We start from the raw sequence: 21234 nt of genomic DNA on the forward strand, positions 1-21234 counted from the left end.
CAATTCCTCACATGAGGAAAAACGCGGTCGTCATCCGGGACCTGCGGGTCGTCCGCGGCGGCAGGCCGATCATCGACGGGCTCGACCTCGACGTGCCCGCGGGTTCGGTCGTCGGGCTCCTCGGCCCCTCCGGCTCCGGCAAGACGACGCTCATGCGGACCGTCGTCGGCGTCCAGGACAAGGTCACCGGCACCGTCCATGTGCTCGACGCCGCCGCCGGCAGCCCCGCCCTGCGCCGCAAGGTCGGCTACATGACCCAGGACGCCAGCGTCTACACCGACCTCACCGTCGCCCAGAACCTGCGGTACTTCGCGGCGCTCGCGGGCGTCCCTGCCCCGGCGAAGGCCGTCGCCTCGGCCGTGGCGACCGTCGACCTCGGCGGGCACGAGAAGCAGCGCGTCGGCACGCTGTCCGGCGGCGAGCGGTCGCGCGTCTCGCTGGCCGCTGCGCTGGTCAGCGACCCCGAGCTGCTCGTCCTCGACGAGCCGACCGTCGGCCTCGACCCCGTCCTGCGCCGCGACCTGTGGACCGTCTTCCGGCGGCTCGCGGCCGACGGCCGCACGCTCCTCGTCTCCAGCCACGTGATGGACGAGGCCACGCAGTGCGACCGCCTGCTCCTCATGCGGGCCGGGAGCCTCGTCGCGGACACCACCCCCGACGAGCTGCTCACCAGCACCGGGGCGCCCGACGCCGAGCGGGCGTTCCTCGCCCTGATCGACGCGGCCGACGTCGCCGCCGCCGCTGACTCCGGCGGCCGGCCCGGTGCCCCCGCCACCCCGACGCACGAGGAGACCGCGCGATGACCCTGACCCTCGCCACCACCGGCCGCGTGCTGTCCCAGCTCCGCGGCGACCACCGCACGGTGGCGCTGATCCTGTTGCTGCCCTGCCTGCTCATCGGGCTCATCGCCTGGATGTTCCACGACCAGCCCCAGGTGCTCGACCAGTTCGGCCCCATGCTCGTTGGCCTGTTCCCGCTGATCGTGATGTTCCTGGTCACGAGCGTCGCGACGCTGCGCGAGCGGCAGTCCGGCACGCTGGAGCGGCTCATGACGACGCCGATCCGCAAGGGCGACTTCGTGGCCGGCTACGGGCTCGCGTTCGCCACGCTCGCGCTCGTGCAGGCGGGCGTCGTCGTCGGCTTCGCCGTGCTGGTCGGCATGGACGTGGCCGGTCCGCTGTGGCTCGTCGTCGTGGTGGCGCTGCTCGACGCGATCCTCGGCTGCACCCTCGGCCTGGCCGCCTCCGCGCTGGCCCGCAGCGAGTTCCAGGCGGTGCAGATGATGCCCGCCATCCTGTTCCCGCAGCTCATCACCTGCGGCCTGCTCATGCCGCGCGACCAGATGCCCGAGGTCCTGGAGTGGCTGTCCCGGGCCTTCCCGCTCACCTATGCCATCGAGGCGATGACGTCGCTCGCCGCGGGCGAGGACTGGTCGGGCGTGCGCGGCGCCGTCGGGGTGATCGCCCTGTTCATCGTGGGTGCGGTCGTGCTGGGAGTAGCCACGCTCCGCCGTCGGACGGCGTGAGCCCACTACGTGTCAGACGCACAGGTCACCGGGGGGACCTGTGCGTCTGACACGTGATCGGCTTGGCGCCGGTCAGTCGAGCAGCGGGTCCAGGCCCCAGAGGGGGAAGACCGCGCGCCGGGTCGCCTGGACCGCGCGGTCGACGGCGTCCGCGGGGTCGTAGCCCTCGCGCCAGCTCCGGAACGGGACCTCGGCCGTGCCGAGCGTGTGCGCGGCCTCCAGGTCCAGGGCCTCGACGGCGTCGCGCCACGAGGCGGGCAGCTCGGCCCCGCGCTCCAGGGGTGCGTGCGCGGCCTCGGCCACGAGCGCCGTCCAGGCCAGCGGGACGACGTCGGACACGGCGTAGCCGCCGCCGCCCAGGGCGAGCCAGCGGCCGTCGGCGTGCTCGTGCGCGAGTGCGTGCGCCCACTGCTGCGCGGTGGTCTGCGCGTCCACGGAGACGTTCAGGTTGGAGAGCGGGTCGCGCCCGTGGGCGTCGCAGCCGTGCTGGGAGACGATCGCCTGCGGGCGGTGCTCCCGCACCAGCGCGGGCACGACGGCGTCGATGGCCCGCAGCCACGCCGCGCCCCTGGTGCGCGCCGGGACCGGGATGTTGACGGCGGTGCCCTCGGCCGGGCCGGGCATGCCGACGTCGGACGAGGCGCCCGTGCCGGGGAAGAGGGTGCGACCGTCCTCGTGGATCGAGACGGTCAGGACGCGCGGGTCGTCCCAGAAAATCGCCTCGACGCCGTCGCCGTGGTGCGCGTCGAAGTCCAGGTAGGCGACCCGCTCCGCGCCGAGGTCGAGGAGGCGCCGGATCGCCGCGGCCGCGTCGTTGTAGACGCAGAAGCCCGACGCCGCGCCCGGCATCGCGTGGTGCATGCCGCCCGCGACGTTCACGCCGTGCGTGATCTCGCCGCGCCACAGGGCGTCGGCCAGCGCGACGGACCCGCCGAGCTGCCGCGCCGCGGCCTCGTGCATGCCGAGGAACAGCGGGTCGTCGTCGGTGCCCAGGCCGCGCATCAGGTCGGGTTCCAGCGTGGTCCCCGCGTGCCGGACGGCGGCCACGTACTCGGGGTCGTGCACCGTCTCGATGACGTCGTCGGTCGCCGGCTCGGCGTCGACCACCTCCAGCTCGGGCCGGTCGAGCAGGCCGAGCGTCTCGATGAGCCGCATCGTCAGGTCGAGGCGGGCGGGCGACATGGGGTGCCCGGGGCCGAAGTCGTACTCGAGGAGTCGCGGACTCCAGACCAGCCGGGCGAGGTGCACCCGCCCACGGTAACGGACCTGGCCGGGCCGGGTCGCCGTGGCCCAGAACGGGTGCGGGCGGTACCCTGGAGGCGCCACCCCCTGCGGGGGGACAGGAAGTGAAGCCGGGAACTCCCGCCGGACGACGGGATCCCGGCTTTCGCGTACCCGGGCGCTCTTGAGCGCTCGGAGGTTCCCGCGTGCTCAGAGCGGGATGTCGATCTCGTCGATCCCGTGACCGAGCGTCTCGCGGACGTCGAGGGCGGCCCCTCGGCGCGCCTGCCCGACCGCCCCGGCGACGGCATCGGCTACCCAGAGCATCGGTTCGTCGGTCGGCAGCGCGAAGTCGATGTGGAGATCGGTGGGCATCACGTGCTTGGCGTGCAGCGCCGCGAACATCCGCCTGTCGCGCTCGTTCAGGGACTGGGTGCGGGACTCGAGCCAGACCTGCGAGACGGCCAGGGCATCCAGCTCGAAGACGAGCCGCTCCAGGCACTGGCGGCGAGCGCGTTCCTGCCGCTTCGGGTCGATCGGCGTCCCGACCACCACGACGTGCACCAGGTCATGGGTCGCGATGGTGGCCGCGATCTTGGCGCGGCGCGGCCCGGACTCGTCCCGCCAGTGGAGCCGTCGCGTTCCCTTGAGCAGCAGGTCGCACAGGTCTGCGCGCATGGGGTCGCAGGCCGCGGGGCTGGCGACCGCCGCCGCCAGCAGGTAGAGGCCGGCTCGTTGCTGGCTCGGCATCTGCATCGACTCGTCCACCCAGGCGTGCAGCACGAACTCGTCGGCCTGGCGGTGCTCCTCTTTCACCGGTGGATCATGCCGCAGCGAACACGATCATGCGCGCTCAGATCGCGTTGCTTATACGCAACGGACATCCTGAGGGTGAGTACCGCGTCACGAGAGGGTTTCTGACCGGCGTGGGTCCCCAGGCGTGGCAGAGTAAGGCGTCGATCATCGGGACGCAGCGGAGGGAGCAGGTCGGATGCCGCCGATCTTCCGGCACAGGCTGTTCGGCCTCCGGGAGCTGGTGGACGAGCTGGCGTTCCGTGCCCCGGCGCGCCTGGCCGTCACCGTCTTCGCGGGTGTCATCGGGCTGTTCGCGATCCTGCTGCTGGTGCCGTTCGCGACCGCCGACGGCGAGGGCGCGAGCTTCGTCGACGCGCTGTTCACCGCGGTCTCCGCCGTCTGCGTGACGGGGCTCGTGGTCCAGGACACGGCGACGTACTGGTCGTTCTACGGCCAGGTCGTCATCCTCGCGGGCATCAAGGTGGGCGGCTTCGGCATCATGACCGTCGCCTCGCTGCTCGGCATGATGGTGTCGCGCAAGATCGGGCTCACGCAGAAGCTGCTCACCGCGTCGGAGACCAAGACGAGCCGGCTGGGCGACGTCGGCTCCCTGGTCCGCGTCATCATCATCACCGCGACCACGCTCGAGCTGTCGATCGCGCTGCTGCTCTTCCCGCGCTTCCTGATCCTCGAGGACAACGTGGGCACGGCGGCCTGGCACTCCCTGTTCTACGGGATCTCCGCCTTCAACAACGCGGGGTTCGTGCCGACGGAGGACGGCCTGATGCCGCACGTCGGCGACTGGTCGCTCCTGCTGCCCATCGCGCTCGGCGTCTTCATCGGCGCGCTCGGGTTCCCCGTGATCCTCAACCTGCAGCGGGCGCTGCCCCGGCCGGGCCACCGCTGGCGCGGCTGGACCAAGCGGCTCTCGCTGCACAGCAAGCTGACGCTCGTGACCAGCGCCGCACTACTCGTCGCGGGCGCGCTGCTGCTGCTGGTCCTAGAGTGGACCAACCCCAGGACCTTCGGCCCGCTGAGCCTGGGGGACAAGCTGCTGGCCGGCCTGTTCGCCGGGATCATGCCGCGCTCGGGCGGGTTCAGCACCGTGGACATCGGCGCGATGCACGAGTCGAGCTGGCTCATCACGGACGCGCTGATGTTCGTGGGCGGCGGCTCGGCGTCGACGGCCGGCGGTATCAAGGTGACGACCCTCGCCGTCATGCTGCTGGCGATCATCGCCGAGGCGCGGGGCGACCGGGACATCGAGGCGTTCGGCCGCCGGATCCCGCGCGACGTGCTGCGGCTCTCGATCGCGGTCGTGTTCACGGGCGCGAGCATCGTGCTGGTCTCGTGCGTCGCGCTGCTGCAGCTCACCGACCTCCCCCTGTCCAAGGTGCTGTTCGAGGTGCTGTCGGCGTTCGCGACGGTCGGCCTCACGACCGGCATCACGTACGACCTGCCCGACGCCGGGAAGTACGTGCTGGCCGCCCTGATGTTCGTGGGGCGCACCGGCGCCGTGACCGTCGTCGCGGTGCTGGCCCTGCGCGACCGGCGGCGCATCATAAGGTTCCCGGAGGAACGCCCCATCATCGGGTGAGGCCGGAGTGCAGTGCAGGGTGGGGGCCGAGGAACGAGGCACGCGCCCGGAACGGAACGCAGGTCTCACGCGACAGACAACATCGGCTGACAGCCCGACGTGTCAGACGCACAGGTCACTATGGTGATCTGTGCGTCTGACACGTGGAAGAGAGGACTACCGTGCCGGAGAAGAAACCCGAGCGGGACGCGGGTGTGCTCGTGATCGGCCTGGGCAGGTTCGGGTCGGCGATCGGCGCGACCCTGGACCGGCTGGGCCAGGACGTGCTCGCCGTCGAGCAGGACCCCACGCTGGTGGCCCAGTGGTCGGGGCGCCTGCCGCTGGTCGAGGCCGACGCGTCCAACCCGGACGCGCTGGAGCAGCTCGGCGCCAAGGACTTCGGCGTCGCGGTCGTGGGCGTCGGCTCCTCGCTGGAGGCGTCCGTGCTGATCACCGGCAACCTGGTGGACCTCGGCACGCCCCAGATCTGGGCCAAGGCGATCTCCGCCGAGCACGGCCGCATACTGACCCGCATCGGCGCCCACCACGTCGTCTTCCCCGAGGCCGACGCCGGTTCGCGCGTCGCCCACCTCGTGAGCGGCAAGCTGCTCGACTACATCGAGGTCGAGGACGGCTTCACCATCGTGAAGATGCGCCCGCCCCGGGAGGCGCAGGGCTTCACGCTCGCGCAGTCGAACATCCGCAAGCGGTACGGCATCACCGTGATCGGCGTGAAGTCGCCCGGCGTGGACTTCGTCTACGCGACGCCGGAGACCCGCGTCTCCGCCAACGACCTGCTCGTCTGCTCGGGCCACGCCGACCTGCTGGAGCGCTTCGCGGCCAGGCCGTGACCGGGTGCGCCGGGCCGGCCCGGCGGCCGTTCCGGCGCACCTCACACCCCCGTCGATTACGGGCGGCGCGGGAGAACAGGTAGCCTAGGTAGCGGACTCCTTTTCGTGTTGGTCGGCCATCGTCACTATGGCGTCACTGTCCCGGACCAACCGTGGACCATTTCGCCGCGCGGCCCGTCGTCGGGCCGCCGCCGACCGACCGACCGAACATTGTGAGGACCTATGGGCTCCGTCATCAAGAAGCGCCGCAAGCGCATGGCCAAGAAGAAGCACCGCAAGCTGCTTCGCAAGACGCGCCACCAGCGCCGCAACAAGAAGTGACGCGCGCGCCGTCGGGCGCGTGACGAGCAGGCCCGGCCCCTCGGGGGCCGGGCCTTCTTCGTCGGAGGGATATGCCTTGACAGGCATATTCCTCCGAGGGAATATGGGGTCATGGCTGATGGCTTCACCGTGCTCGCCGACTCGTCGCGGCGCCAGATCCTCGACCTCCTGCTGGAGGGCGAGCAGGGCGTGAACGAGCTGGTCGGTGACCTCGGGATGGCGCAGCCCAACGTGTCCAAGCACCTGCGGGTGCTGCGGGAGGCGGGCCTGGTCGACGTCCGGATCGAGGGCGCACGACGTGTCTACCGCCTCACCAACGCACCCCTCGCCGACGTCGAGGCCTGGCTGGCACCCCACCGCGCGCGGTGGGGCAGCGCGCTCGACGCCCTCGAACGGCACCTCGACGCCACGGCACCCACCACGGAGGACGACTCATGAGCGACAACCTGCCCGAGCACCCCGTCGACGCTTCCCTCGCCCCGGACGGGGACGCGTACGTGCTCACGATGGAGCGGGAGCTGGCCCATCCCGTCGAGGGGGTGTGGGCGGCCCTGACCCGGCCCGCCGACGTCGTGCACTGGGCGCCGTACCGGCCCGACCGCGAGCTGACCGCCGTAGGCCCGGTGGTGCTCGCGGACAACGGCGACGACACGGAGGAGCCCGAGCCCGCGCGGGTGGTCCGGGTCGAGCCGCCCCACCTGCTCGTGCTCGACTGGGGCGGCCAGGAGCTCACCTACCGCCTCGCGGCCACCGAGGCCGGGACCCTGCTGCACTTCACGCACCGCTTCGACGACCGCAACCCGGCCCCCTCCTACGGCGCGGGCTGGCACCTGTGCTGGTCGGCGCTGATGATGCTCCTGGACGGCGACACACCCCCGCGCCTGCACGGCGGCGACGCCGAGCGGCACGGCTGGGCCGGGTACCGCGAGCAGTACGAGGCCCTGCTCGGCTAGTGGCCCCGCAGGCGCCGTCGGGCCGCGCGGAGGACCAGGCCGAGCACCCAGGCCGCCCCCGCCCACGACGCCGTCCGCACCCCGCGACCGGCCGCGCGCTGCGACCGCCCGCGGAACTCGCGGATGGGCCAGCCGACCTCCTGCGCGTGCCGGCGCAGCCGCAGGTCCGGGTTGATGGGGCAGGGGTGCCCCACGGACCGCATCATCGGCAGGTCGTTGAGCGAGTCGCCGTAGGCGTAGCTCTCGTCCAGGTCGATGTCCTGGACCTCCGCGAGCGCCACGATGGCGTCGGCCTTGGCCTGGCCGTGCATCAGGTCGCCCTTGAGCCGGCCGGTGTAGAAGCCGTCCTTGTGCTCGGCGACGGTGCCGAGCCCGCCCGTGGCGCCGAGGCGGCGGGCGATGAGCTGTGCGATCTCGACGGGCGTGGCGGTCACCAGCCACACCTGGTGGCCGGCGGCGATGTGCTCGTCGAGCAGGCGGCGGGTACCGGGGTAGATCCGCAGGGACAGGACGGCGTCCCACACCTCCTCGCCGAGGGTGGCGATCTCCGCGACGCTGCGGCCGGCGATGAGCGAGAGGGCTCGGTCGCGCACCTGGTCGATCTCCTCCCGGTTCTCGCCCCAGAGCAGGTAGCGCGCCTGGATCAGGGCGAACCGGAGGATGTCCCGCGTACCGAAGAACTTGCGCTGGTACGCCGACTTGGCCAGGTGAAAGGCGCTCGCACCGCGGATGATCGTGTTGTCGACGTCGAAGAACGCCGCGGTGGCGGACGAGGGGTGCGTCGACGGCATGGAGGTCACTCTATCCGCGTGCCAGGGGACGCAAGTCCTCGTCGGGCACCGGGGCGGAACCGCTGGTAGAACCGGGGAGTGACGCAGAACATCCGGCTCTCCGAGGGCGCCACGCTCGCCCGGTTCCTGCACCTGCTGGTCGCCGTGCTGGCCCTCGGCGGCTTCGGTATCGAGCTGGTGGTGGCCATCACGGGAGGCGCCGGTACCGCGCCCACCCACGCCGAGCGGATCGTCCGGCTCTTCAGCTACTTCACGATCCAGTCGAACCTGCTGATCGGTGGGGTGTCGCTGGCGCTGGCGCTGGACCCGCGCCGGGACGGGCCGGTGTTCCGGGTGCTGCGCCTGGACGCGCTGCTCTGCATCGCGGTGACCGGAATCGTCTACAACACGGTGCTGCGCGGGCTGGTGGAGCTGACGGGTGCGGGGATGGTGTCGAACGTGATGCTGCACGTCCTGGCGCCGGTGTTCGCCGTCGTCGCCTGGCTGCTCGTCGGCCCGCGGCCCCGGGTGACGGGGTCGACGGTGTGGTGGTCGGTCGTCTACCCGATAGCGTGGCTGGTCTACACGTTCGTCCGGGGCGCCGTGACGGGCTGGTACCCGTACCCGTTCCTGGACGTGACCGAGCTCGGCTACGCCGGCGCGGTGACCAACTCCGCGGTCGTCGCGGTCGTCTTCCTGCTCCTGGCCTGGGGCGTGCGGTGGGCGGACGGGCGGCTGCCGGACACCAAGCGTCCGGTGCCCCGCGCGTGACGTAACCTCGGGGCGTGACCACTGCCGCCGACACCCGGGTCGTTCTCTACACGCGCGACGCGTGCCACCTGTGCGAGGACGCACGTGCCGTGGTCGTGCAGGTGTGCGAGAGTTCGGGGGCTCGGTGGCAAGAGGTGGACATCGACAGTGCGCCCGCGCTGCGCGAGAAGTACGGGGAGTACGTCCCCGTGCTGGAGGTGGACGGGGTCCAGCAGGGTTTCTGGCGCGTGGACGGTGCGCGCCTGGCCCGCCTGCTGGCATGATCGTCCAGGCAGTGTGTGCGTACGCCCGCGACACAGTGGTCGCGGGGAGGGGAGCAGCACGTGGTCGAGCTCAGTGACGGGACAGTCCCGGCAGCAACCGTAGGGAGGCTGCCGTACTACCTGCGCGCCCTGCGCGACCTGGCGGCCGAGGGCGTGGACCTCACGTCATCGACGGAGCTCGCCGAGCGGTCGGGCGTGAGCTCGGCGCAGCTGCGCAAGGATCTCTCGTACCTGGGTTCGTTCGGCACGCGCGGCGTCGGGTACGACGTCGAGTCGCTCGCCTCGTACATCACGGTCGCCCTGGGCCTCGAGACGGAGCACCGGCTGGCGATCGTCGGCATCGGCAACCTCGGGCACGCGCTCGCGAACTACTCGGGGTACGCGACGCGCGGCTTCCAGGTCGTCGCGCTGCTGGACGCCTCGCCCGACGTCGTCGGCACGCGGGTGGCCGGCGTGATGGTGGAGCACGTGCGCGAGGTGGCCGAGGTCATCGAGCGCGAGCGGGTCTCCATGGTCGTGCTCGCCCTGCCGGGCCACGGCGCCCAGGACGTGGCCGACGCCGTGGTGGGCTCGGGCGTCCGCGAGATCCTGAACTTCGCGCCGATCGCGCTCCAGGTGCCGGACGACGTGGTGGTGCGCTCGGTCGACGTCGGCGGCGAGCTGCAGATCCTGGCCTTCCACGCGGCGACACGCGCTGCGGCCCTCTGACCCGGACCCGGCTGGGGGAGGTCGGCTTGGCCACCGAATGGCACCCGACGATCGTGCGAAGAACGCTGTCCGGCGCCTCCGCGTCCAGCCTCTCCGCCGTGGGGGGCTGGTTCCTGGGCATCGGCATGGGGTGCCTCGTGGTGGGTCTGGTGCTGTTGTGGGTTGCCGACGAGCCGGTCCTTGCCGCCGTCGTCGCCCTGCCCGGAGCGCTCGGGGTGCTGGCAGGACGCGTTCTGGACACGATGTCCGGGACACGGGCGGCCAGGGAGCACGCGGCCGGGTACGCCACGCTCCTCCCGGGAACGGGCCCGGCCGACGTCGAGCACGTGGACCATCGGACGGGCCGGCTGGTCAGCTTCGCGGGCGAGGACCTGACCCGCGCGGACCGGCGGGCACGCGTCGCTGCGATCCGTGCCGACGCCCGCCTCGGAGCGGGTCAGCCGGACCCTGTCCTGGCCGCGAGCGGCGGCGGCTCGCCGGACCACACGGACGAGGAGCTCTTCGCGGGGAGGTCCCGTACCTTCGTCACGCTGCCGTGGGGGCTCCGCAACGGCGTCACGTGGGGCGCGGCCGTCGTCGGCCTGGCACCCCTCGGGTTCATCGTCTTCGGCATGCTCCATGGCGACCCGGCGACGCGATCCGCTGCCCGGGTGATCCTGACCGTCGTGGTGGCGTCGGGCGTGGTCGCCGGCGTCGGGCTCGTCATCGCCCTGCGGCGAGCGGACCGGTTCGCGCCGGACCCCGGGCCCGGCGGGAGCTCCTGGAGCCGGGGGGTGGTGCTCGGCCTGTGGTGCGGGGCCTTGGCCGTCGCGGTGATCGTCGCCGTCCTGCTCGTCCTCGCGACCGTCGACGTCGGGGGCGTCGCGAGGTTCGTCTCGGCGGCCGGCCTGGACCTCGCGGCGATGTTGTCCGCCGTCTGGGCCGTTCCGTGGTTCGTGGCCTGGATCGTGCTGGTGCTCCGTGTGCCTCCTGCTCCTGAAGACAGTTCAGCAGGCCCCTGACGGCCGTCATCCGGGTGGATGTGGTCGGTAGGGGCCTGCTGAACTGTCTTCAGGAGCGCCGCCTGTGCGGCGACGAGGGTGGGGCGGAGCTCAGCCCTTGGCGATCGCGCTGACGTCCAGCGTGATCTTGACCTTGTCGCCCACCAGGAAGCCACCGGTCTCCAGCGTGGCGTTCCACGTGAGGCCGAAGTCCTTGCGGTTGACCTCGAGGTTGGCCTCGAAGCCGGCGCGGTTGTTGCCGAACGGGTCCTTGGCGGTGCCGGTGAACTCGGTCTCGAGCTCGACGCCCTTGGTGATCCCGTTGATGGTCAGGTCGCCCAGGATGACGTAGTCGTCACCGTCGGCCTTGATGCTCGTCGAGGAGAAGGTCCAGGTCGGCTTCTCGTCGGCGTGCCAGAAGTCGGCGCTCTTCAGGTGGCCGTCACGACCGGCGTCGCCGGTGCTCACGGAGGCCGCGTCCAGCTCGGCGGTGACGCTCGACGACTCCAGGTCCTCGCCCACCGTGATGGTGCCCGAGGTGACGGTGATGCTGCCGCGCACCTTCGCGATCCCGGCGTGGCGGACGGAGAAGGAGGCAGCGGTGTGCGAGGGGTCGATGTCGTAGGCGCCGGCGGTGAGACCTGCGGGAAGCGGGGTGGCCATGAGGGTGGACTCCTTGTGGGTGCGGCGGTTGAGGTAGATAGTTGAGGGATCAACTAGATCTGATGCGTTCCAACATAACGGGTCCCGTAACGTATTCCTAGAGGGCGCCCGGAGCGTCGCAGATCACATCGGGGTCGGGGAGCGACAACGGCACCGGGGTGCCGGACCGCCCTCACGGCAGCTCGGCGAGGACGAAGGCGGTGGGCGAAGTGGCAGCGGAGACGATCCAGGGAACCGACGTCTGGCTGACCGAGGAGCAACAGGGCTCCTGGCGGCACTATCTCGAGGGGACCGCTCGGTTCGTGGAGGCGCTGGGCGCCGTGCACGACCGGACCCTCGACCTGTCGCTCGGTGAGTACAGCCTGCTGGTGCAGCTCTCGGAGGCGCCCGAGCGCACGATGCGGATGTCGACGCTGGCGGACGGCCTGGTGCTGTCGCGCAGCCGGCTGACGCACACCGTCGCGCGGATGGAGGCGCGCGGGCTCGTGGAGCGGCGCGCGGCCGAGGGCGACCGTCGCGGGGTGAACTGCACCATGACCGACGCGGGCTACGCGGCGCTCGAGGTCTCGGCGCCGGGGCACGTCGCAGCCGTGCGCCGCATCCTGGTGGACGCGCTCGAACCCGAGGAGTTCGAGGTCCTCGGCCGCATCATGGCCAAGGTCGCGGCGTCCTCGAAGGTGTCGGGCGGCACCGAGGAAGGCCTCACGGCCCTCTGCGACTGAGCGCGCGCCGCGCGCGGAGCGCCCGCGGCGCGCGCGGCGCGTGTCAGACGCACAGGTCCCTCGGGTGACCTGTGCGTCTGACACGTGGGTGGTGGGGATAGCTGTCGCCCTACTCGGTCAGCACGCGGCTGAACATCGGGCGGTACGCGAGCCCGGCGAGCACCGCGCCCAGGACCGGGAACACGAGGAAGACCCAGAGCTGCCCCCACGCCCAGCCGCCGGCGTAGATCGCCGTCGCGATCGAGCGGGCGGGGTTCACGGACGTGTTGGTGACCGGGATCGAGACCAGATGGATCAGCGTGAGGGTCAGGCCGATCGCCAGCGGCGCGAACCCGGGGGCGGCGATCCGCGCCGTCGTGCCGAGGATGACGAACAGGAAGACTCCGGTCAGCACGGTCTCGGTGAGCATCGCCGAGCCCAGGCCGAACCCGTCCGGTGAGTGTTCGCCGAATCCGTTGGCCGCGAAGCCGGACTCCTGGGCCGCCGCGAAGTAGCCGCTCGGCCCGCCGAGCGCGATCAGCGCCAGCACGCTGGACCCGAGCACACCGCCGACGACCTGCGCCACGACGTAGCCGCCGACGTCGCTCCACGAGAACCGGCCCGCCGCCGCGAGGCCGAGGGTCACGGCGGGGTTGAAGTGCCCGCCGGAGATCGGGCCCAGCGCGAACGCGCCGACCACGACCGTGAGGCCGAAGGCCAGTGCGACCCCGAGGAACCCCACACCCACGGTGTTGGTCTCGGCGTCGGGGAAGTTGGCCGCGAACACCGCGGTGCCGCAGCCGCCCAGCACGAGCACGAACGTGCCGAGCGCCTCCGCGGCCAGACGGGCATACATGGCCGGCGATGCAGTCTCACTCATCTGAAGCCCCCTTACTGATGCGAGAAGGTCTCGTGAAGAAACCTTTCCGCTGAATGTAGATCCGCGAAACCGGATCGGCGCGAGATGACGTAATGCACACTGGCTGGAGGTCACGGGCACCCAGGGTCGGATGGGAGACTGTGGGTCATGGTTTCCACGACGGTTCACCTGCTGCGTCACGGCGAGGTGTACAACCCCGACGGCCTGTTGTACGGGCGCCTGCCCGGATACGGGCTGTCCGACCGTGGCCAGGCGATGGCCAAGATCGTCGCCGACCACCTCACGAGCACCGGCCGGGACGTGACCCGCGTGGTCGCCTCCCCGCTGCAGCGCGCACAGGAGACGGCGGCCCCCGTGGCCCAGGGCTTCGGCCTGGAGCTCACCACCGACGACCGCATCATCGAGGCCGCCAACCGGTTCGAGGGCCTCGTGGTCGCGGGTTCGGGCAGCGGTTCGCTGAAGAGCCCGCGCAACTGGCCCCACATGTGGAACCCGTTTCGCCCGTCGTGGGGCGAGCCCTACACGGAGCAGGTCGAGCGCATGCGCCTGGCCGTCGAGGATGCGCGCCGCGCCGCCGAGGGCCACGAGATCGTGCTGGTCAGCCACCAGCTCCCGATCTGGCTCACGCGCCGCGCCCTGGAGGGCGGGACGCTCTGGCACGACCCGCGCAACCGGCAGTGCAACCTCGCGTCCCTGACGTCCCTGCACTTCGAGGACGACCGCTTCGTCGGTCTGCACTACACGGAGCCCGCCGCGGAGCTCTACGACGGCGCGAGCAAGGTCGCCGGCGCGTGATGCGGGGCAAGACCGTCAAGGCGGTCCAGTGGGTAGTGGTCGTCGGCATCGTGCTCGGCCTGGTCGCCTCGCTCGCCGCGTGCAGTCCCGAGGACTCGGGCGCGGGCGACGTCGTCGGGCAGGGGTACGTCTCCGGTGACGGTTCCGTCCAGACGTACGACGTCGGGGAGCGCAAGGGCCCCGTCGCGATCACGGGCACCGACTTCGAGGGCAACGACGTCGACACCGCCGGCTGGGCCGGCGACGTCGTGGTCGTGAACACCTGGTACGCCTCCTGCGCGCCCTGCCGCGCCGAGGCGCCCGACCTGGTGGGCCTCGCCGAGTCGAAGGACGGCGTGCAGTTCCTCGGCATCAACACCGAGGACGACGCCGGCGCCGCCCAGGCGTTCGAGCGCACCTTCGAGGTGCCGTACCCCAGCATCGAGGACCGCACCGGCAAGGTGATCGCGGGCCTGTCCGGCGTCGTGCCGCTGCAGGCCGTGCCGTCCACCGTGGTGCTGGACCAGGAGGGCAACGTGGCCGCGCGCGTCATCGGCCAGGTCGAGGGGTCCACCCTGGAGGCCCTCATCGACGAGGTCCTGGCGGAGGCCGCCTGATGCTCGCCGGCTCGATCGCGACCGCCGTCGGCGGCGGCTTCGCGAGCACCGCGTTCAGCGGGTCCCTGCTGCTGGCGGTGCCCGTCGCGCTGCTCGCCGGCTTCGTCTCCTTCGCCTCGCCCTGCGTGCTGCCGCTCGTGCCCGGGTACGTCGGGTACGTGAGCAGCATGGCCGCCGCCTCGGCCGGCACCACCCCCGGGATCGTGAGCACCCGCACCAAGCCCGCCCGCGGCCGCGTGGTCGGCGGGGTCGCCCTGTTCGTGCTCGGCTTCACCGCCGTGTTCGTCTCGTTCGGCGCCGCGTTCGGCGGCCTGGGCGCCTACCTGGTGCGCTGGGAGGACGTGATCATCCGCGTGCTCGGCGCCGTGGTGATCCTGCTCGGCCTCGGGTTCCTCGGGGCCGTCCCGTTCCTGCAGCGCGAGGCCCGGTTCCACCTGACGCCGCGCGCCGGACTGTGGGGCGCGCCGCTGCTCGGCATCGTCTTCGGGCTGGGCTGGACGCCCTGCATCGGCCCGACCCTCGCCGCCGTGCAGGCGCTCGCGATCGACGAGGCCTCTGCGGGCCGTGGCGCGCTGCTCGGCGTCGCCTACTGCATCGGCCTGGGCGTGCCCTTCCTGCTCGTCGCCCTCGGGCTGCAGAGCTCGGAGCGCATGCTGGACTTCCTGCGCAAGCACCGCCTCGCGGCGCTGCGCATCGGCGGCGGCATGCTCGTGCTGGTCGGGCTCCTGCTGGTCACCGGGCTGTGGACCAAGATCACCGGGGCCATGCAGCTCTGGATCGGTGGATTCGAGACGGTGATCTGATGGCCGGCCGCACGCGCAGCAGCGACAGCAGGGAAGGCACCTACGTCCCCGAGGGCATCGCGGACGAGTTCACCCAGGGTGAGCCGAACGAGCAGGCGTCCGGCGCGCCGTCGTCGGACAACAAGGGGCAGCGCCCCAACGCGCCCGCGCTCGGCCTGGTCGGGACGCTGCGCTGGATGTGGCGCCAGCTCACCTCCATGCGCGTCGCGCTCATGCTGCTGATGCTGCTCGCCGTCGCCGCCGTGCCCGGGTCGGTGCTCCCGCAGCGCAACCAGGACGCGGCGGGCGTCATCGAGTACCTCGCCGACCACCCGACGGCGGGGGACTGGCTCGACAAGGCCGGCTTCTTCGACGTCTACTCGTCGGTCTGGTTCTCCGCGATCTACATCCTGCTGTTCGTCTCGCTCGTGGGCTGCATCCTGCCGCGGTCTGCGGCGCACTACCGCGCGCTGCGCGGCCGCCCGCCGCGCGTGCCGTCCCGGTTCAACAGGTTCCCGGCCAAGGCCACCGCGACCAGCACCGCCTCGCCCGAGGAGGCGGCCGACGCCGTCGCCGCCCGCCTGCGCGGCCGGTTCTCCTGGCTGCCCACGTTCCGGGTGGACCGGGGTGCGGAGGCCGCCCGCGGCGTCCGCCCGGCGTCGGCCACCGTGAGCGCAGAGCGCGGCTACCTGCGCGAGAGCGGCAACCTCGTGTTCCACCTGGCCCTCGTGGGCCTGCTCGTCTCCGTGGCGACGGGCCAGATGCTGCACTACCGCGGCCAGGCGATCGTCACCGAGGGCCGCGGCTTCGCCAACGCCGTCGTCGACTACGACACCTTCGAGAAGGGCTCGTGGTTCCGCCCCGAGTCCCTGGTCCCGTTCTCGATGACGCTCGACCGGTTCGAGTCGGAGTTCGCGAGCGACACCGTGGCCTTCGCCCAGGCCCGCGACTTCACGGCGCACGTGACGGTGGCCGAGCCGTCCGGCGACGAGCGGCCCGAGCAGATCAAGGTGAACCACCCGATCGTCGTCGACGGCGCCAAGATCTACCTGCAGGGCAACGGCTTCGCCCCCGAGATCACCGTGCACGACGCCGAGGGCGAGGTCGCCTTCTCCGGACGCGTCACGTTCATCCCCGAGGACACGATGTACACGTCCCGCGGCGTGGTGAAGGTGCCGGACGTGTCGCCCGGGCTGGACCAGATCGGGCTCGTCGGCTACTTCCTGCCCACCGCGGAGGTGAACGAGGACGGGTCGGCCCGCTCCGCGTTCCCGCAGCCCGTCGACCCCCTGCTCGTGCTGGAGGTCTACACGGGCGACCTGGGCCTCGACGACGGCTCGCCGCAGAACGTGTACGAGCTGGACACCGCGTCGCTCACCCCGGCCCTGCAGGACACGGGCGAGCGCGTCAAGGTGCTGGCCCGTCCCGGCGAGACCGTGGACCTGCCGGACGGGCTCGGCACGCTGACCCTCGGCGAGGACCTTCCGCGCTACGTCGCGCTCGACCTGCGGCACGACCCGTCGCTGGCGTTCGTGCTCGTCTTCTCGCTGCTCGCGCTCGCCGGGCTCACCGTCTCGCTCTTCACGCCCCGGCGCCGCGTCTGGGCCCGGGCGTACACCGGGCCGGACGACGCTACGGTGGTCGAGGTGGCGGGACTCGCCCGGGGTGACGACGCCGGCCTCCAGGCCGAGGTCGACCGCGCGCTGGCCGCCGTGCCGGGGGCGGCCGACGTGCCCGAGGCGGGGCCCGCACCGGGGGCCGCCCGCCGAGAAGCTCAGGAACCGCGCATCGAGACCGGATCGGAAAAGGACTGAACATGGAGCTGGCAAACCTGAGCGTGCTGCTCGTCTGGGGCGCGGCGACGGCCCTCGCCATCGCGCTCATCGCGTTCGCCGTGGACCTGTCGCGCCTGTCCGGCGCGAAGGTCGACGCGCGGGACGCCGCCCGGACCAAGGAACGCGTGGGCGTCGCCGCGGGCGGGCCGGGCGACGTGCCCGGCCTGGTCGACGGTGCCGACGCGCCCGCCGCCGTCCCCGGGCCCGTGAGCCGCAAGCTCGCCGGGATCGGCATGTCGCTGAGCTGGCTGGCGGCCGCGCTGCTGCTGGTCGCGATCGTGCTGCGCGGTATCGCCGCAGGCCGCACGCCGTGGGCCAACATGTACGAGTTCGCCCTGGTGGGCACGTTCGTGGCCGTCGCGGTGTTCGTGGGCGTCAACACGCGCCGCGACGTCCGGTTCCTCGGCGCGTTCGTGTCCGGGCTGAGCGTGCTGTTCCTGGTGCTGGCGCAGGAGAAGTTCTTCGTCGAGGCCATGGGCGTGCAGCCCGCGCTGCAGAAGTACTGGCTCGTGCTCCACGTCGGCGTCGCGATCGTGGCGACCGGCATCTTCACCGTCGCGTTCGTGACGTCGGTGCTGCAGCTCCTGCGGGACTCCCGGGACAACGGCTCGGCCGTGCTCGGCAGCAGGCACTGGGGCTGGCTGGACCACACCCCGACGCCGTCGTCCCTGGAGTCGCTGTCGTTCCGCCTCAACTCCGTGGCGTTCGTGCTGTGGACCTTCACGCTCATCGGCGGCGCCATCTGGGCCGAGGACGCCTGGGGCCGCTACTGGGGCTGGGACCCCAAGGAGGTCTGGAGCTTCATCGTCTGGGTGGTCTACGCGGCCTACCTGCACGCGCGCACCACGCGCGGCTGGTCCGGGTCCCGCGCGGCCTGGTTCGTCGTGGCGGGCTACGCCTGTGTGCTGTTCAACTTCACCGGCGTGAACCTGATCTTCAACGGGAAGCACTCCTACTCGGGGCTGTGACCTGGGGCCTGTGACCGGGGGCGCGGCTACCTGACCGGGTCCGCCGCACACAACGACGTCGGGCACCGAATCCACTGGATTCGGTGCCCGACGTCGTTGCTCTGACCGGTGCGGTCGGCGTCAGCTGCTCTCGGTGCTGTCGTCGTCCTTGGCCTCTTGGCGGCCGCGGGCCTCGCGCTCCCGCTTGCGCTTCTCCTGCTCCAGCAGCCAGAGGAACTCCGGGTCGTCGTCCGGGGCCACCGGGCCGGAGGGGCGGCGCGGGCCGGGCCGCGTGGGCGGCTTCGGGCGGCTGCCGCCGGAGCCGGGGCCCGAGGCGGGGCCGGCGCCGGAGCGGCGGCTGACCCGCACCACGATCCACGAGATCGGACCGAGCAGGGGCAGGAGGACGATCAGAAGCACCCAGAGCCACCGGGGCAGACCTGCGCGTTCGTCCTCGTCCGCGCCCCAGACATCGGCCAGGGCGTAGGCCATCAGTCCGACGATCACCAAGATCAGGAGTACGCGCGACATACCCCCAGCCTACGGGCGGTTGGCGTGGGCGGGGCAGCCCCTGACGTGACGTTCGCCCCGTTCTCGCCCCACCGGCCGCCGTGGTGCCGGCGGCGACCGGGCCCCGGCCTACCATGGGTGGGTGCCCCTCGTGATCTACACCCTGCTCCGTATCGCGCTCGTCGGCGCGGCACTCGGCGTGCTGTACCTGGTCGGCCTGCGCGGCTGGCTGCTGCCGGTCGTCGCCGTGGTGGTCGCCCTGGCCGTGTCGTACCTGACCCTGGGCAGGCCGCGCGACGCCGCGACGCAGTGGATGGCGGGCCGCGCCGAGCAGCGCGCCGCCCGGCGGGCGGCCACGCCGAAGATCGACGCCGACGCCGCCCACGAGGACGCGCAGGTCGACGAGAAGCTGCGCGCGGACTGACCCCCACCTCCCGTACGTGTCAGACGCTCAGGTCCCCCGGGGGACCTGAGCGTCTGACACGTCGGGGTGGGTGGGGAGCTAGAGGGACAGGCCGAACCAGAGCAGCAGGCCGTAGCCCAGCTCGTACAGGCCCGTGCCGGCCAGGACCGGGATCAGCAGCTTGCCGCGTGCCCCGGCGAGAATGGGGATCGACAGCAGCGCCGCCGGGCCGAGCAGCAGCAGCACGATGAGCGACCACGGCGCCCAGAACACGCACAGCGCGCCCAGCATCACCGGCGTCCAGATCATCGCGATGTACGCGCGGCGCGCGCGGTAGTCGCCCAGCCGCACGGCGAGGGTGCGCTTGCCGGCCAGGACGTCCGTGGGGATGTCGCGCAGGTTGTTCACCATGAGCAGCGCGCACGCGATCAGGCCCACGCCGACGGCGCCCAGCACCGAGGGCCAGGTGATGCGGTCGGCCTGCGTGTACGTGGTGCCGAGCACCGCGACCAGGCCGAAGAACACGAACACGGCGATCTCGCCCAGGCCCCGGTACCCGTACGGCGTCTTGCCGCCCGTGTAGTACCAGGCCGCGGCGACGCTCACCGCGCCGACCGCGAGCAGCCACCAGTGCCCCGAGACCGCGCACAGCACCAGGCCCAGGACCGCCGCGACGCCGAACGCGGCGAAGGCCGCGCGCTTGACCGCGGCGGGCGGCGCGGCCCCCGACGCGGTCAGCCGCATCGGGCCGACGCGGTCGAGGTCGGTACCGCGCACGCCGTCGGAGTAGTCGTTGGCGAAGTTGACGCCCACCTGCAGCGCGAGCGCGACGCCCAGCGCGAGCAGCGCCGGCAGCCACGCGGAGGAGTCCACCTGCGCGGCCGCGCCGGTGCCCACCATGACGGGGGCCGCCGCCGCCGGCAGCGTGCGGGGCCGCGCCCCGGAGATCCACTCGGCGGCAGTGGCCATCAGTGCGTCCTTCGTTCGTGGGGTGTGCCTGGGTTCTCGCAAGCCGGGCACCGGGCCGGAGCCCGGTCCTGGCGGAGGAACGAAGTCATGGTCGCACGGGTTCCCGGTCAAGTTTTCGTTCGGCCTGGACGACGGCGTCCCGCACCGCCCGGCGGTCCGTCTTGCCCGGTCCGCGGGTCGGCAGAGACGCTGTGACGTACACCCGGCGCGGCGCCGCGGGCGCCCCCAGCCGCTGCCCGACGGCGGCGCGCAGGCCGGCGAGTAGCTCGCCCTCGGCGTCGGCCAGGGGGAGGGGGTCGTGCGGCTCTCCCTGCTCCTTCACGTCTGCTTGGTCCGGCAGGACGACGACGGCGACCACGGCCTGGCCCCACTCGTCGTCCGGCACCCCGACGACGCACGCCTCGCCCGGCGTGCCCAGCCCCGCCAGGTGCTCGGCGATCGCGTCCTCGACGGCGGCCGGGGCGACGTTGACGCCCCCGGTGAGGACGACGTCGTCGGCGCGGCCCAGGATCGTGAGCCTGCCGTCGTCGAGACGGCCCAGGTCGGAGGTGCGGAACCAGCGGGTGCCGTCGGGGTCGGTGCGGAACGCGGCGGCCGTCGCGTCGGGGTCGCCCACGTAGCCCTCGGCGAGCACGGGCCCGGAGAGCTCGACGACGCCGGTGCGGGCGGGGCCGTCCGGGGCGCCGTTCTCGGCGTCGGCCGGGGTGCTGCCCCCGGCGTCGGCCAGCCGGACCCGGACACCGGCCAGCGGGACGCCGTCGTACACGCAGCCGCCGCTGGTCTCGGACATGCCGTACGTGGTGACGACGCGGACCCCCGCGGCCCGCGCGCGGGCCAGCAGGGGTGCGGGCGTCGCGGCGCCGCCGACCAGCACGGCGTCGAACCGCGCGAGCTGCGCGAGGCCGTCGTCGGACGGGTCGCTGCCCGCTCCGCCGTCGGCTGCCCCGCCGTCGGCCGCGGCGACCAGCCGGTGCAGCTGGGTGGGCACGATCGACACATAGGCGCGGCCGCCCGGGCCTCCGCCGCCCGGGGCGTCGAGGAAGTCCCGGGCCAGGGCGGCGAACGCCTCCGGCGTGAACGGGGCCAGGTCGCCCACGCGGACCTCGGTGCCCGCGACGACCGTCCGGTTGATGACCTGGACCCCCGCGACGTGCGTGGGCGGCAGCACCAGCAGCCAGCGGCCGGGCCCGCCGAGTCGCTCGTGGGTGGCCTCGGCGGAGGCCCGCAGGGCCGCCGCGCCGAGGGCGACCTCGCGGGGGTCTCCTGTGGAACCGGAGGTCCGCAGCACGAGCGCGGTCCCGGGCGGGACGGCGGCGTCGGACAGGCGGGGCTGCGGGGCGTAGGCCGGGCCGCCGGACAGGGCATTCCGGACGGAGCGCACCACGGCGCCCGCGGGGTCGGTCGAGGTCACCTCCTGAG

26 protein-coding genes are annotated in these 21234 nt (G+C 72.5%); 18 read left to right on the forward strand and 8 right to left on the reverse strand.

Going from position 1 to position 21234, the window contains the following annotated elements; all coding sequences use genetic code 11:
* Positions 1 to 11 precede the first annotated feature (11 nt).
* Positions 12 to 803, forward strand: a complete 792-nt coding sequence (locus FHX71_RS26410) for an ABC transporter ATP-binding protein (protein WP_182620462.1) — start codon at positions 12 to 14, stop codon at positions 801 to 803.
* Positions 800 to 1525: an ABC transporter permease gene (locus FHX71_RS26415; protein WP_182620463.1), complete on the forward strand. Its 726-nt coding sequence runs from the start codon at positions 800 to 802 to the stop codon at positions 1523 to 1525. Before FHX71_RS26410 ends, FHX71_RS26415 begins: the two co-directional genes overlap by 4 nt.
* A gap of 72 nt (positions 1526 to 1597) precedes the next feature.
* Here the strand turns inward: FHX71_RS26415 and FHX71_RS26420 are convergent, their stop codons facing one another.
* The gene (locus tag FHX71_RS26420; RefSeq protein ID WP_182620464.1) at positions 1598 to 2773 is read right to left on the reverse strand and encodes an acetoin utilization protein AcuC; all 1176 of its coding nucleotides are present in this window, start codon (positions 2771 to 2773) and stop codon (positions 1598 to 1600) included.
* A gap of 183 nt (positions 2774 to 2956) precedes the next feature.
* Positions 2957 to 3562 carry a hypothetical protein gene (locus FHX71_RS26425; RefSeq protein WP_182620465.1) on the reverse strand — a complete coding sequence of 202 codons (606 nt, stop codon included), beginning with the start codon at positions 3560 to 3562 and terminating at the stop codon, positions 2957 to 2959.
* A gap of 175 nt (positions 3563 to 3737) precedes the next feature.
* Here FHX71_RS26425 and FHX71_RS26430 point away from each other — a divergent pair, with 175 nt between their 5' ends.
* The 5 genes from FHX71_RS26430 to FHX71_RS26450 all read left to right on the forward strand — a co-directional run bounded on the left by FHX71_RS26430 (position 3738) and on the right by FHX71_RS26450 (position 7242).
* Positions 3738 to 5138, forward strand: coding sequence for a TrkH family potassium uptake protein (locus FHX71_RS26430; protein ID WP_182620466.1), 1401 nt, complete (start codon positions 3738 to 3740; stop codon positions 5136 to 5138).
* A 161-nt stretch (positions 5139 to 5299) separates the two neighbouring features.
* Positions 5300 to 5968: a potassium channel family protein gene (locus tag FHX71_RS26435; protein WP_020016003.1), complete on the forward strand. Its 669-nt coding sequence runs from the start codon at positions 5300 to 5302 to the stop codon at positions 5966 to 5968.
* A 222-nt stretch (positions 5969 to 6190) separates the two neighbouring features.
* Complete coding sequence (locus FHX71_RS26440; protein WP_003792170.1) at positions 6191 to 6289, forward strand: 30S ribosomal protein bS22; 99 nt, start codon at positions 6191 to 6193, stop codon at positions 6287 to 6289.
* A 111-nt stretch (positions 6290 to 6400) separates the two neighbouring features.
* A complete protein-coding gene (locus FHX71_RS26445; RefSeq protein ID WP_182620467.1) occupies positions 6401 to 6727 on the forward strand; it encodes an ArsR/SmtB family transcription factor in 327 nt (108 codons plus the stop codon).
* On the forward strand, positions 6724 to 7242 hold the full coding sequence (locus tag FHX71_RS26450) for an SRPBCC domain-containing protein (protein WP_182620468.1): 519 nt from the start codon (positions 6724 to 6726) through the stop codon (positions 7240 to 7242). The genes FHX71_RS26445 and FHX71_RS26450 overlap by 4 nt, the downstream gene beginning before the upstream one ends.
* Here FHX71_RS26450 and FHX71_RS26455 read toward each other — a convergent pair.
* Positions 7239 to 8033 (reverse strand): HAD family hydrolase, encoded by a 795-nt coding sequence (locus FHX71_RS26455; RefSeq protein WP_182620469.1) that lies wholly within the window; start codon positions 8031 to 8033, stop codon positions 7239 to 7241. The two genes, FHX71_RS26450 and FHX71_RS26455, sit on opposite strands and share 4 nt — an antisense overlap.
* Positions 8034 to 8111: 78 nt before the next feature.
* Between FHX71_RS26455 and FHX71_RS26460 the strand changes: the two genes are divergently transcribed.
* Genes FHX71_RS26460 through FHX71_RS26475 form a run of 4 tightly spaced genes read left to right on the forward strand, consistent with a single transcriptional unit; the run spans position 8112 to position 10755 of the window.
* Positions 8112 to 8783: a Pr6Pr family membrane protein gene (locus tag FHX71_RS26460; RefSeq protein WP_182620470.1), complete on the forward strand. Its 672-nt coding sequence runs from the start codon at positions 8112 to 8114 to the stop codon at positions 8781 to 8783.
* Positions 8784 to 8797: 14 nt separating this feature from the next.
* Entirely contained in the window at positions 8798 to 9046 is a 249-nt protein-coding gene (locus FHX71_RS26465; protein WP_182620471.1) for a glutaredoxin family protein, read from the forward strand.
* 60 nt (positions 9047 to 9106) lie between these two features.
* On the forward strand, positions 9107 to 9754 hold the full coding sequence (locus FHX71_RS26470) for a redox-sensing transcriptional repressor Rex (protein WP_182620472.1): 648 nt from the start codon (positions 9107 to 9109) through the stop codon (positions 9752 to 9754).
* 26 nt (positions 9755 to 9780) lie between these two features.
* Positions 9781 to 10755 carry a hypothetical protein gene (locus tag FHX71_RS26475; protein ID WP_182620473.1) on the forward strand — a complete coding sequence of 325 codons (975 nt, stop codon included), beginning with the start codon at positions 9781 to 9783 and terminating at the stop codon, positions 10753 to 10755.
* Between the two features lie 90 nt (positions 10756 to 10845).
* Here the strand turns inward: FHX71_RS26475 and FHX71_RS26480 are convergent, their stop codons facing one another.
* Complete coding sequence (locus FHX71_RS26480; RefSeq protein ID WP_182620474.1) at positions 10846 to 11397, reverse strand: YceI family protein; 552 nt, start codon at positions 11395 to 11397, stop codon at positions 10846 to 10848.
* A gap of 200 nt (positions 11398 to 11597) precedes the next feature.
* Between FHX71_RS26480 and FHX71_RS26485 the strand changes: the two genes are divergently transcribed.
* The gene (locus FHX71_RS26485) at positions 11598 to 12119 is read left to right on the forward strand and encodes a MarR family winged helix-turn-helix transcriptional regulator (protein WP_312877232.1); all 522 of its coding nucleotides are present in this window, start codon (positions 11598 to 11600) and stop codon (positions 12117 to 12119) included.
* A gap of 109 nt (positions 12120 to 12228) precedes the next feature.
* On the opposite strand, the gene aqpZ is transcribed toward FHX71_RS26485, so the two are convergent.
* Positions 12229 to 12978 (reverse strand): aquaporin Z, encoded by a 750-nt coding sequence (aqpZ, locus tag FHX71_RS26490; protein WP_246403560.1) that lies wholly within the window; start codon positions 12976 to 12978, stop codon positions 12229 to 12231.
* A gap of 147 nt (positions 12979 to 13125) precedes the next feature.
* Between aqpZ and FHX71_RS26495 the strand changes: the two genes are divergently transcribed.
* From FHX71_RS26495 to ccsB, 5 genes are read left to right on the forward strand one after another with little or no spacing between them, the layout of a single operon-like run.
* Positions 13126 to 13773, forward strand: coding sequence for a histidine phosphatase family protein (locus tag FHX71_RS26495; protein ID WP_182620475.1), 648 nt, complete (start codon positions 13126 to 13128; stop codon positions 13771 to 13773).
* The gene (locus FHX71_RS26500) at positions 13773 to 14369 is read left to right on the forward strand and encodes a TlpA family protein disulfide reductase (protein ID WP_182620476.1); all 597 of its coding nucleotides are present in this window, start codon (positions 13773 to 13775) and stop codon (positions 14367 to 14369) included. The genes FHX71_RS26495 and FHX71_RS26500 overlap by 1 nt, the downstream gene beginning before the upstream one ends.
* Positions 14369 to 15172 (forward strand): cytochrome c biogenesis CcdA family protein, encoded by an 804-nt coding sequence (locus FHX71_RS26505; RefSeq protein ID WP_182620477.1) that lies wholly within the window; start codon positions 14369 to 14371, stop codon positions 15170 to 15172. The genes FHX71_RS26500 and FHX71_RS26505 overlap by 1 nt, the downstream gene beginning before the upstream one ends.
* Entirely contained in the window at positions 15172 to 16965 is a 1794-nt protein-coding gene (gene resB / locus FHX71_RS26510; protein ID WP_182620478.1) for a cytochrome c biogenesis protein ResB, read from the forward strand. The genes FHX71_RS26505 and resB overlap by 1 nt, the downstream gene beginning before the upstream one ends.
* A gap of 2 nt (positions 16966 to 16967) precedes the next feature.
* Positions 16968 to 17954 (forward strand): c-type cytochrome biogenesis protein CcsB, encoded by a 987-nt coding sequence (gene ccsB / locus FHX71_RS26515; protein WP_182620479.1) that lies wholly within the window; start codon positions 16968 to 16970, stop codon positions 17952 to 17954.
* Between the two features lie 120 nt (positions 17955 to 18074).
* Here the strand turns inward: ccsB and FHX71_RS26520 are convergent, their stop codons facing one another.
* Entirely contained in the window at positions 18075 to 18464 is a 390-nt protein-coding gene (locus FHX71_RS26520; protein WP_246403561.1) for a PLDc N-terminal domain-containing protein, read from the reverse strand.
* 121 nt (positions 18465 to 18585) lie between these two features.
* Between FHX71_RS26520 and FHX71_RS26525 the strand changes: the two genes are divergently transcribed.
* Positions 18586 to 18867 (forward strand): DUF4229 domain-containing protein, encoded by a 282-nt coding sequence (locus FHX71_RS26525; protein ID WP_182620480.1) that lies wholly within the window; start codon positions 18586 to 18588, stop codon positions 18865 to 18867.
* 78 nt (positions 18868 to 18945) lie between these two features.
* On the opposite strand, the gene FHX71_RS26530 is transcribed toward FHX71_RS26525, so the two are convergent.
* Together FHX71_RS26530 and FHX71_RS26535 are read right to left on the reverse strand one after the other, a co-directional pair.
* The gene (locus FHX71_RS26530; RefSeq protein WP_182620481.1) at positions 18946 to 19815 is read right to left on the reverse strand and encodes a 1,4-dihydroxy-2-naphthoate polyprenyltransferase; all 870 of its coding nucleotides are present in this window, start codon (positions 19813 to 19815) and stop codon (positions 18946 to 18948) included.
* An 85-nt stretch (positions 19816 to 19900) separates the two neighbouring features.
* A complete protein-coding gene (locus FHX71_RS26535; protein WP_182620482.1) occupies positions 19901 to 21226 on the reverse strand; it encodes an AMP-binding protein in 1326 nt (441 codons plus the stop codon).
* Positions 21227 to 21234 lie beyond the last annotated feature (8 nt).

The organism is Promicromonospora sukumoe, from assembly GCF_014137995.1.
GTDB lineage: Bacteria > Actinomycetota > Actinomycetes > Actinomycetales > Cellulomonadaceae > Promicromonospora > Promicromonospora sukumoe.

Excerpts from the sequence above, each read along its gene's own strand:
- resB (WP_182620478.1), top strand. The coding sequence starts at position 15,172 with ATGGCCGGCCGCACGCGCAGCAGCGACAGCAGGGAAGGCACCTACGTC.
- FHX71_RS26520 (WP_246403561.1), bottom strand. The coding sequence starts at position 18,464 with ATGTCGCGCGTACTCCTGATCTTGGTGATCGTCGGACTGATGGCCTAC.
- FHX71_RS26440 (WP_003792170.1), top strand. The coding sequence starts at position 6,191 with ATGGGCTCCGTCATCAAGAAGCGCCGCAAGCGCATGGCCAAGAAGAAG.
- FHX71_RS26495 (WP_182620475.1), top strand. The coding sequence starts at position 13,126 with ATGGTTTCCACGACGGTTCACCTGCTGCGTCACGGCGAGGTGTACAAC.
- FHX71_RS26505 (WP_182620477.1), top strand. The coding sequence starts at position 14,369 with ATGCTCGCCGGCTCGATCGCGACCGCCGTCGGCGGCGGCTTCGCGAGC.
- FHX71_RS26455 (WP_182620469.1), bottom strand. The coding sequence starts at position 8,033 with ATGCCGTCGACGCACCCCTCGTCCGCCACCGCGGCGTTCTTCGACGTC.
- ccsB (WP_182620479.1), top strand. The coding sequence starts at position 16,968 with ATGGAGCTGGCAAACCTGAGCGTGCTGCTCGTCTGGGGCGCGGCGACG.
- aqpZ (WP_246403560.1), bottom strand. The coding sequence starts at position 12,978 with ATGAGTGAGACTGCATCGCCGGCCATGTATGCCCGTCTGGCCGCGGAG.
- FHX71_RS26480 (WP_182620474.1), bottom strand. The coding sequence starts at position 11,397 with ATGGCCACCCCGCTTCCCGCAGGTCTCACCGCCGGCGCCTACGACATC.
- FHX71_RS26410 (WP_182620462.1), top strand. The coding sequence starts at position 12 with ATGAGGAAAAACGCGGTCGTCATCCGGGACCTGCGGGTCGTCCGCGGC.
- FHX71_RS26430 (WP_182620466.1), top strand. The coding sequence starts at position 3,738 with ATGCCGCCGATCTTCCGGCACAGGCTGTTCGGCCTCCGGGAGCTGGTG.
- FHX71_RS26530 (WP_182620481.1), bottom strand. The coding sequence starts at position 19,815 with ATGGCCACTGCCGCCGAGTGGATCTCCGGGGCGCGGCCCCGCACGCTG.
- FHX71_RS26500 (WP_182620476.1), top strand. The coding sequence starts at position 13,773 with ATGCGGGGCAAGACCGTCAAGGCGGTCCAGTGGGTAGTGGTCGTCGGC.
- FHX71_RS26445 (WP_182620467.1), top strand. The coding sequence starts at position 6,401 with ATGGCTGATGGCTTCACCGTGCTCGCCGACTCGTCGCGGCGCCAGATC.
- FHX71_RS26450 (WP_182620468.1), top strand. The coding sequence starts at position 6,724 with ATGAGCGACAACCTGCCCGAGCACCCCGTCGACGCTTCCCTCGCCCCG.
- FHX71_RS26415 (WP_182620463.1), top strand. The coding sequence starts at position 800 with ATGACCCTGACCCTCGCCACCACCGGCCGCGTGCTGTCCCAGCTCCGC.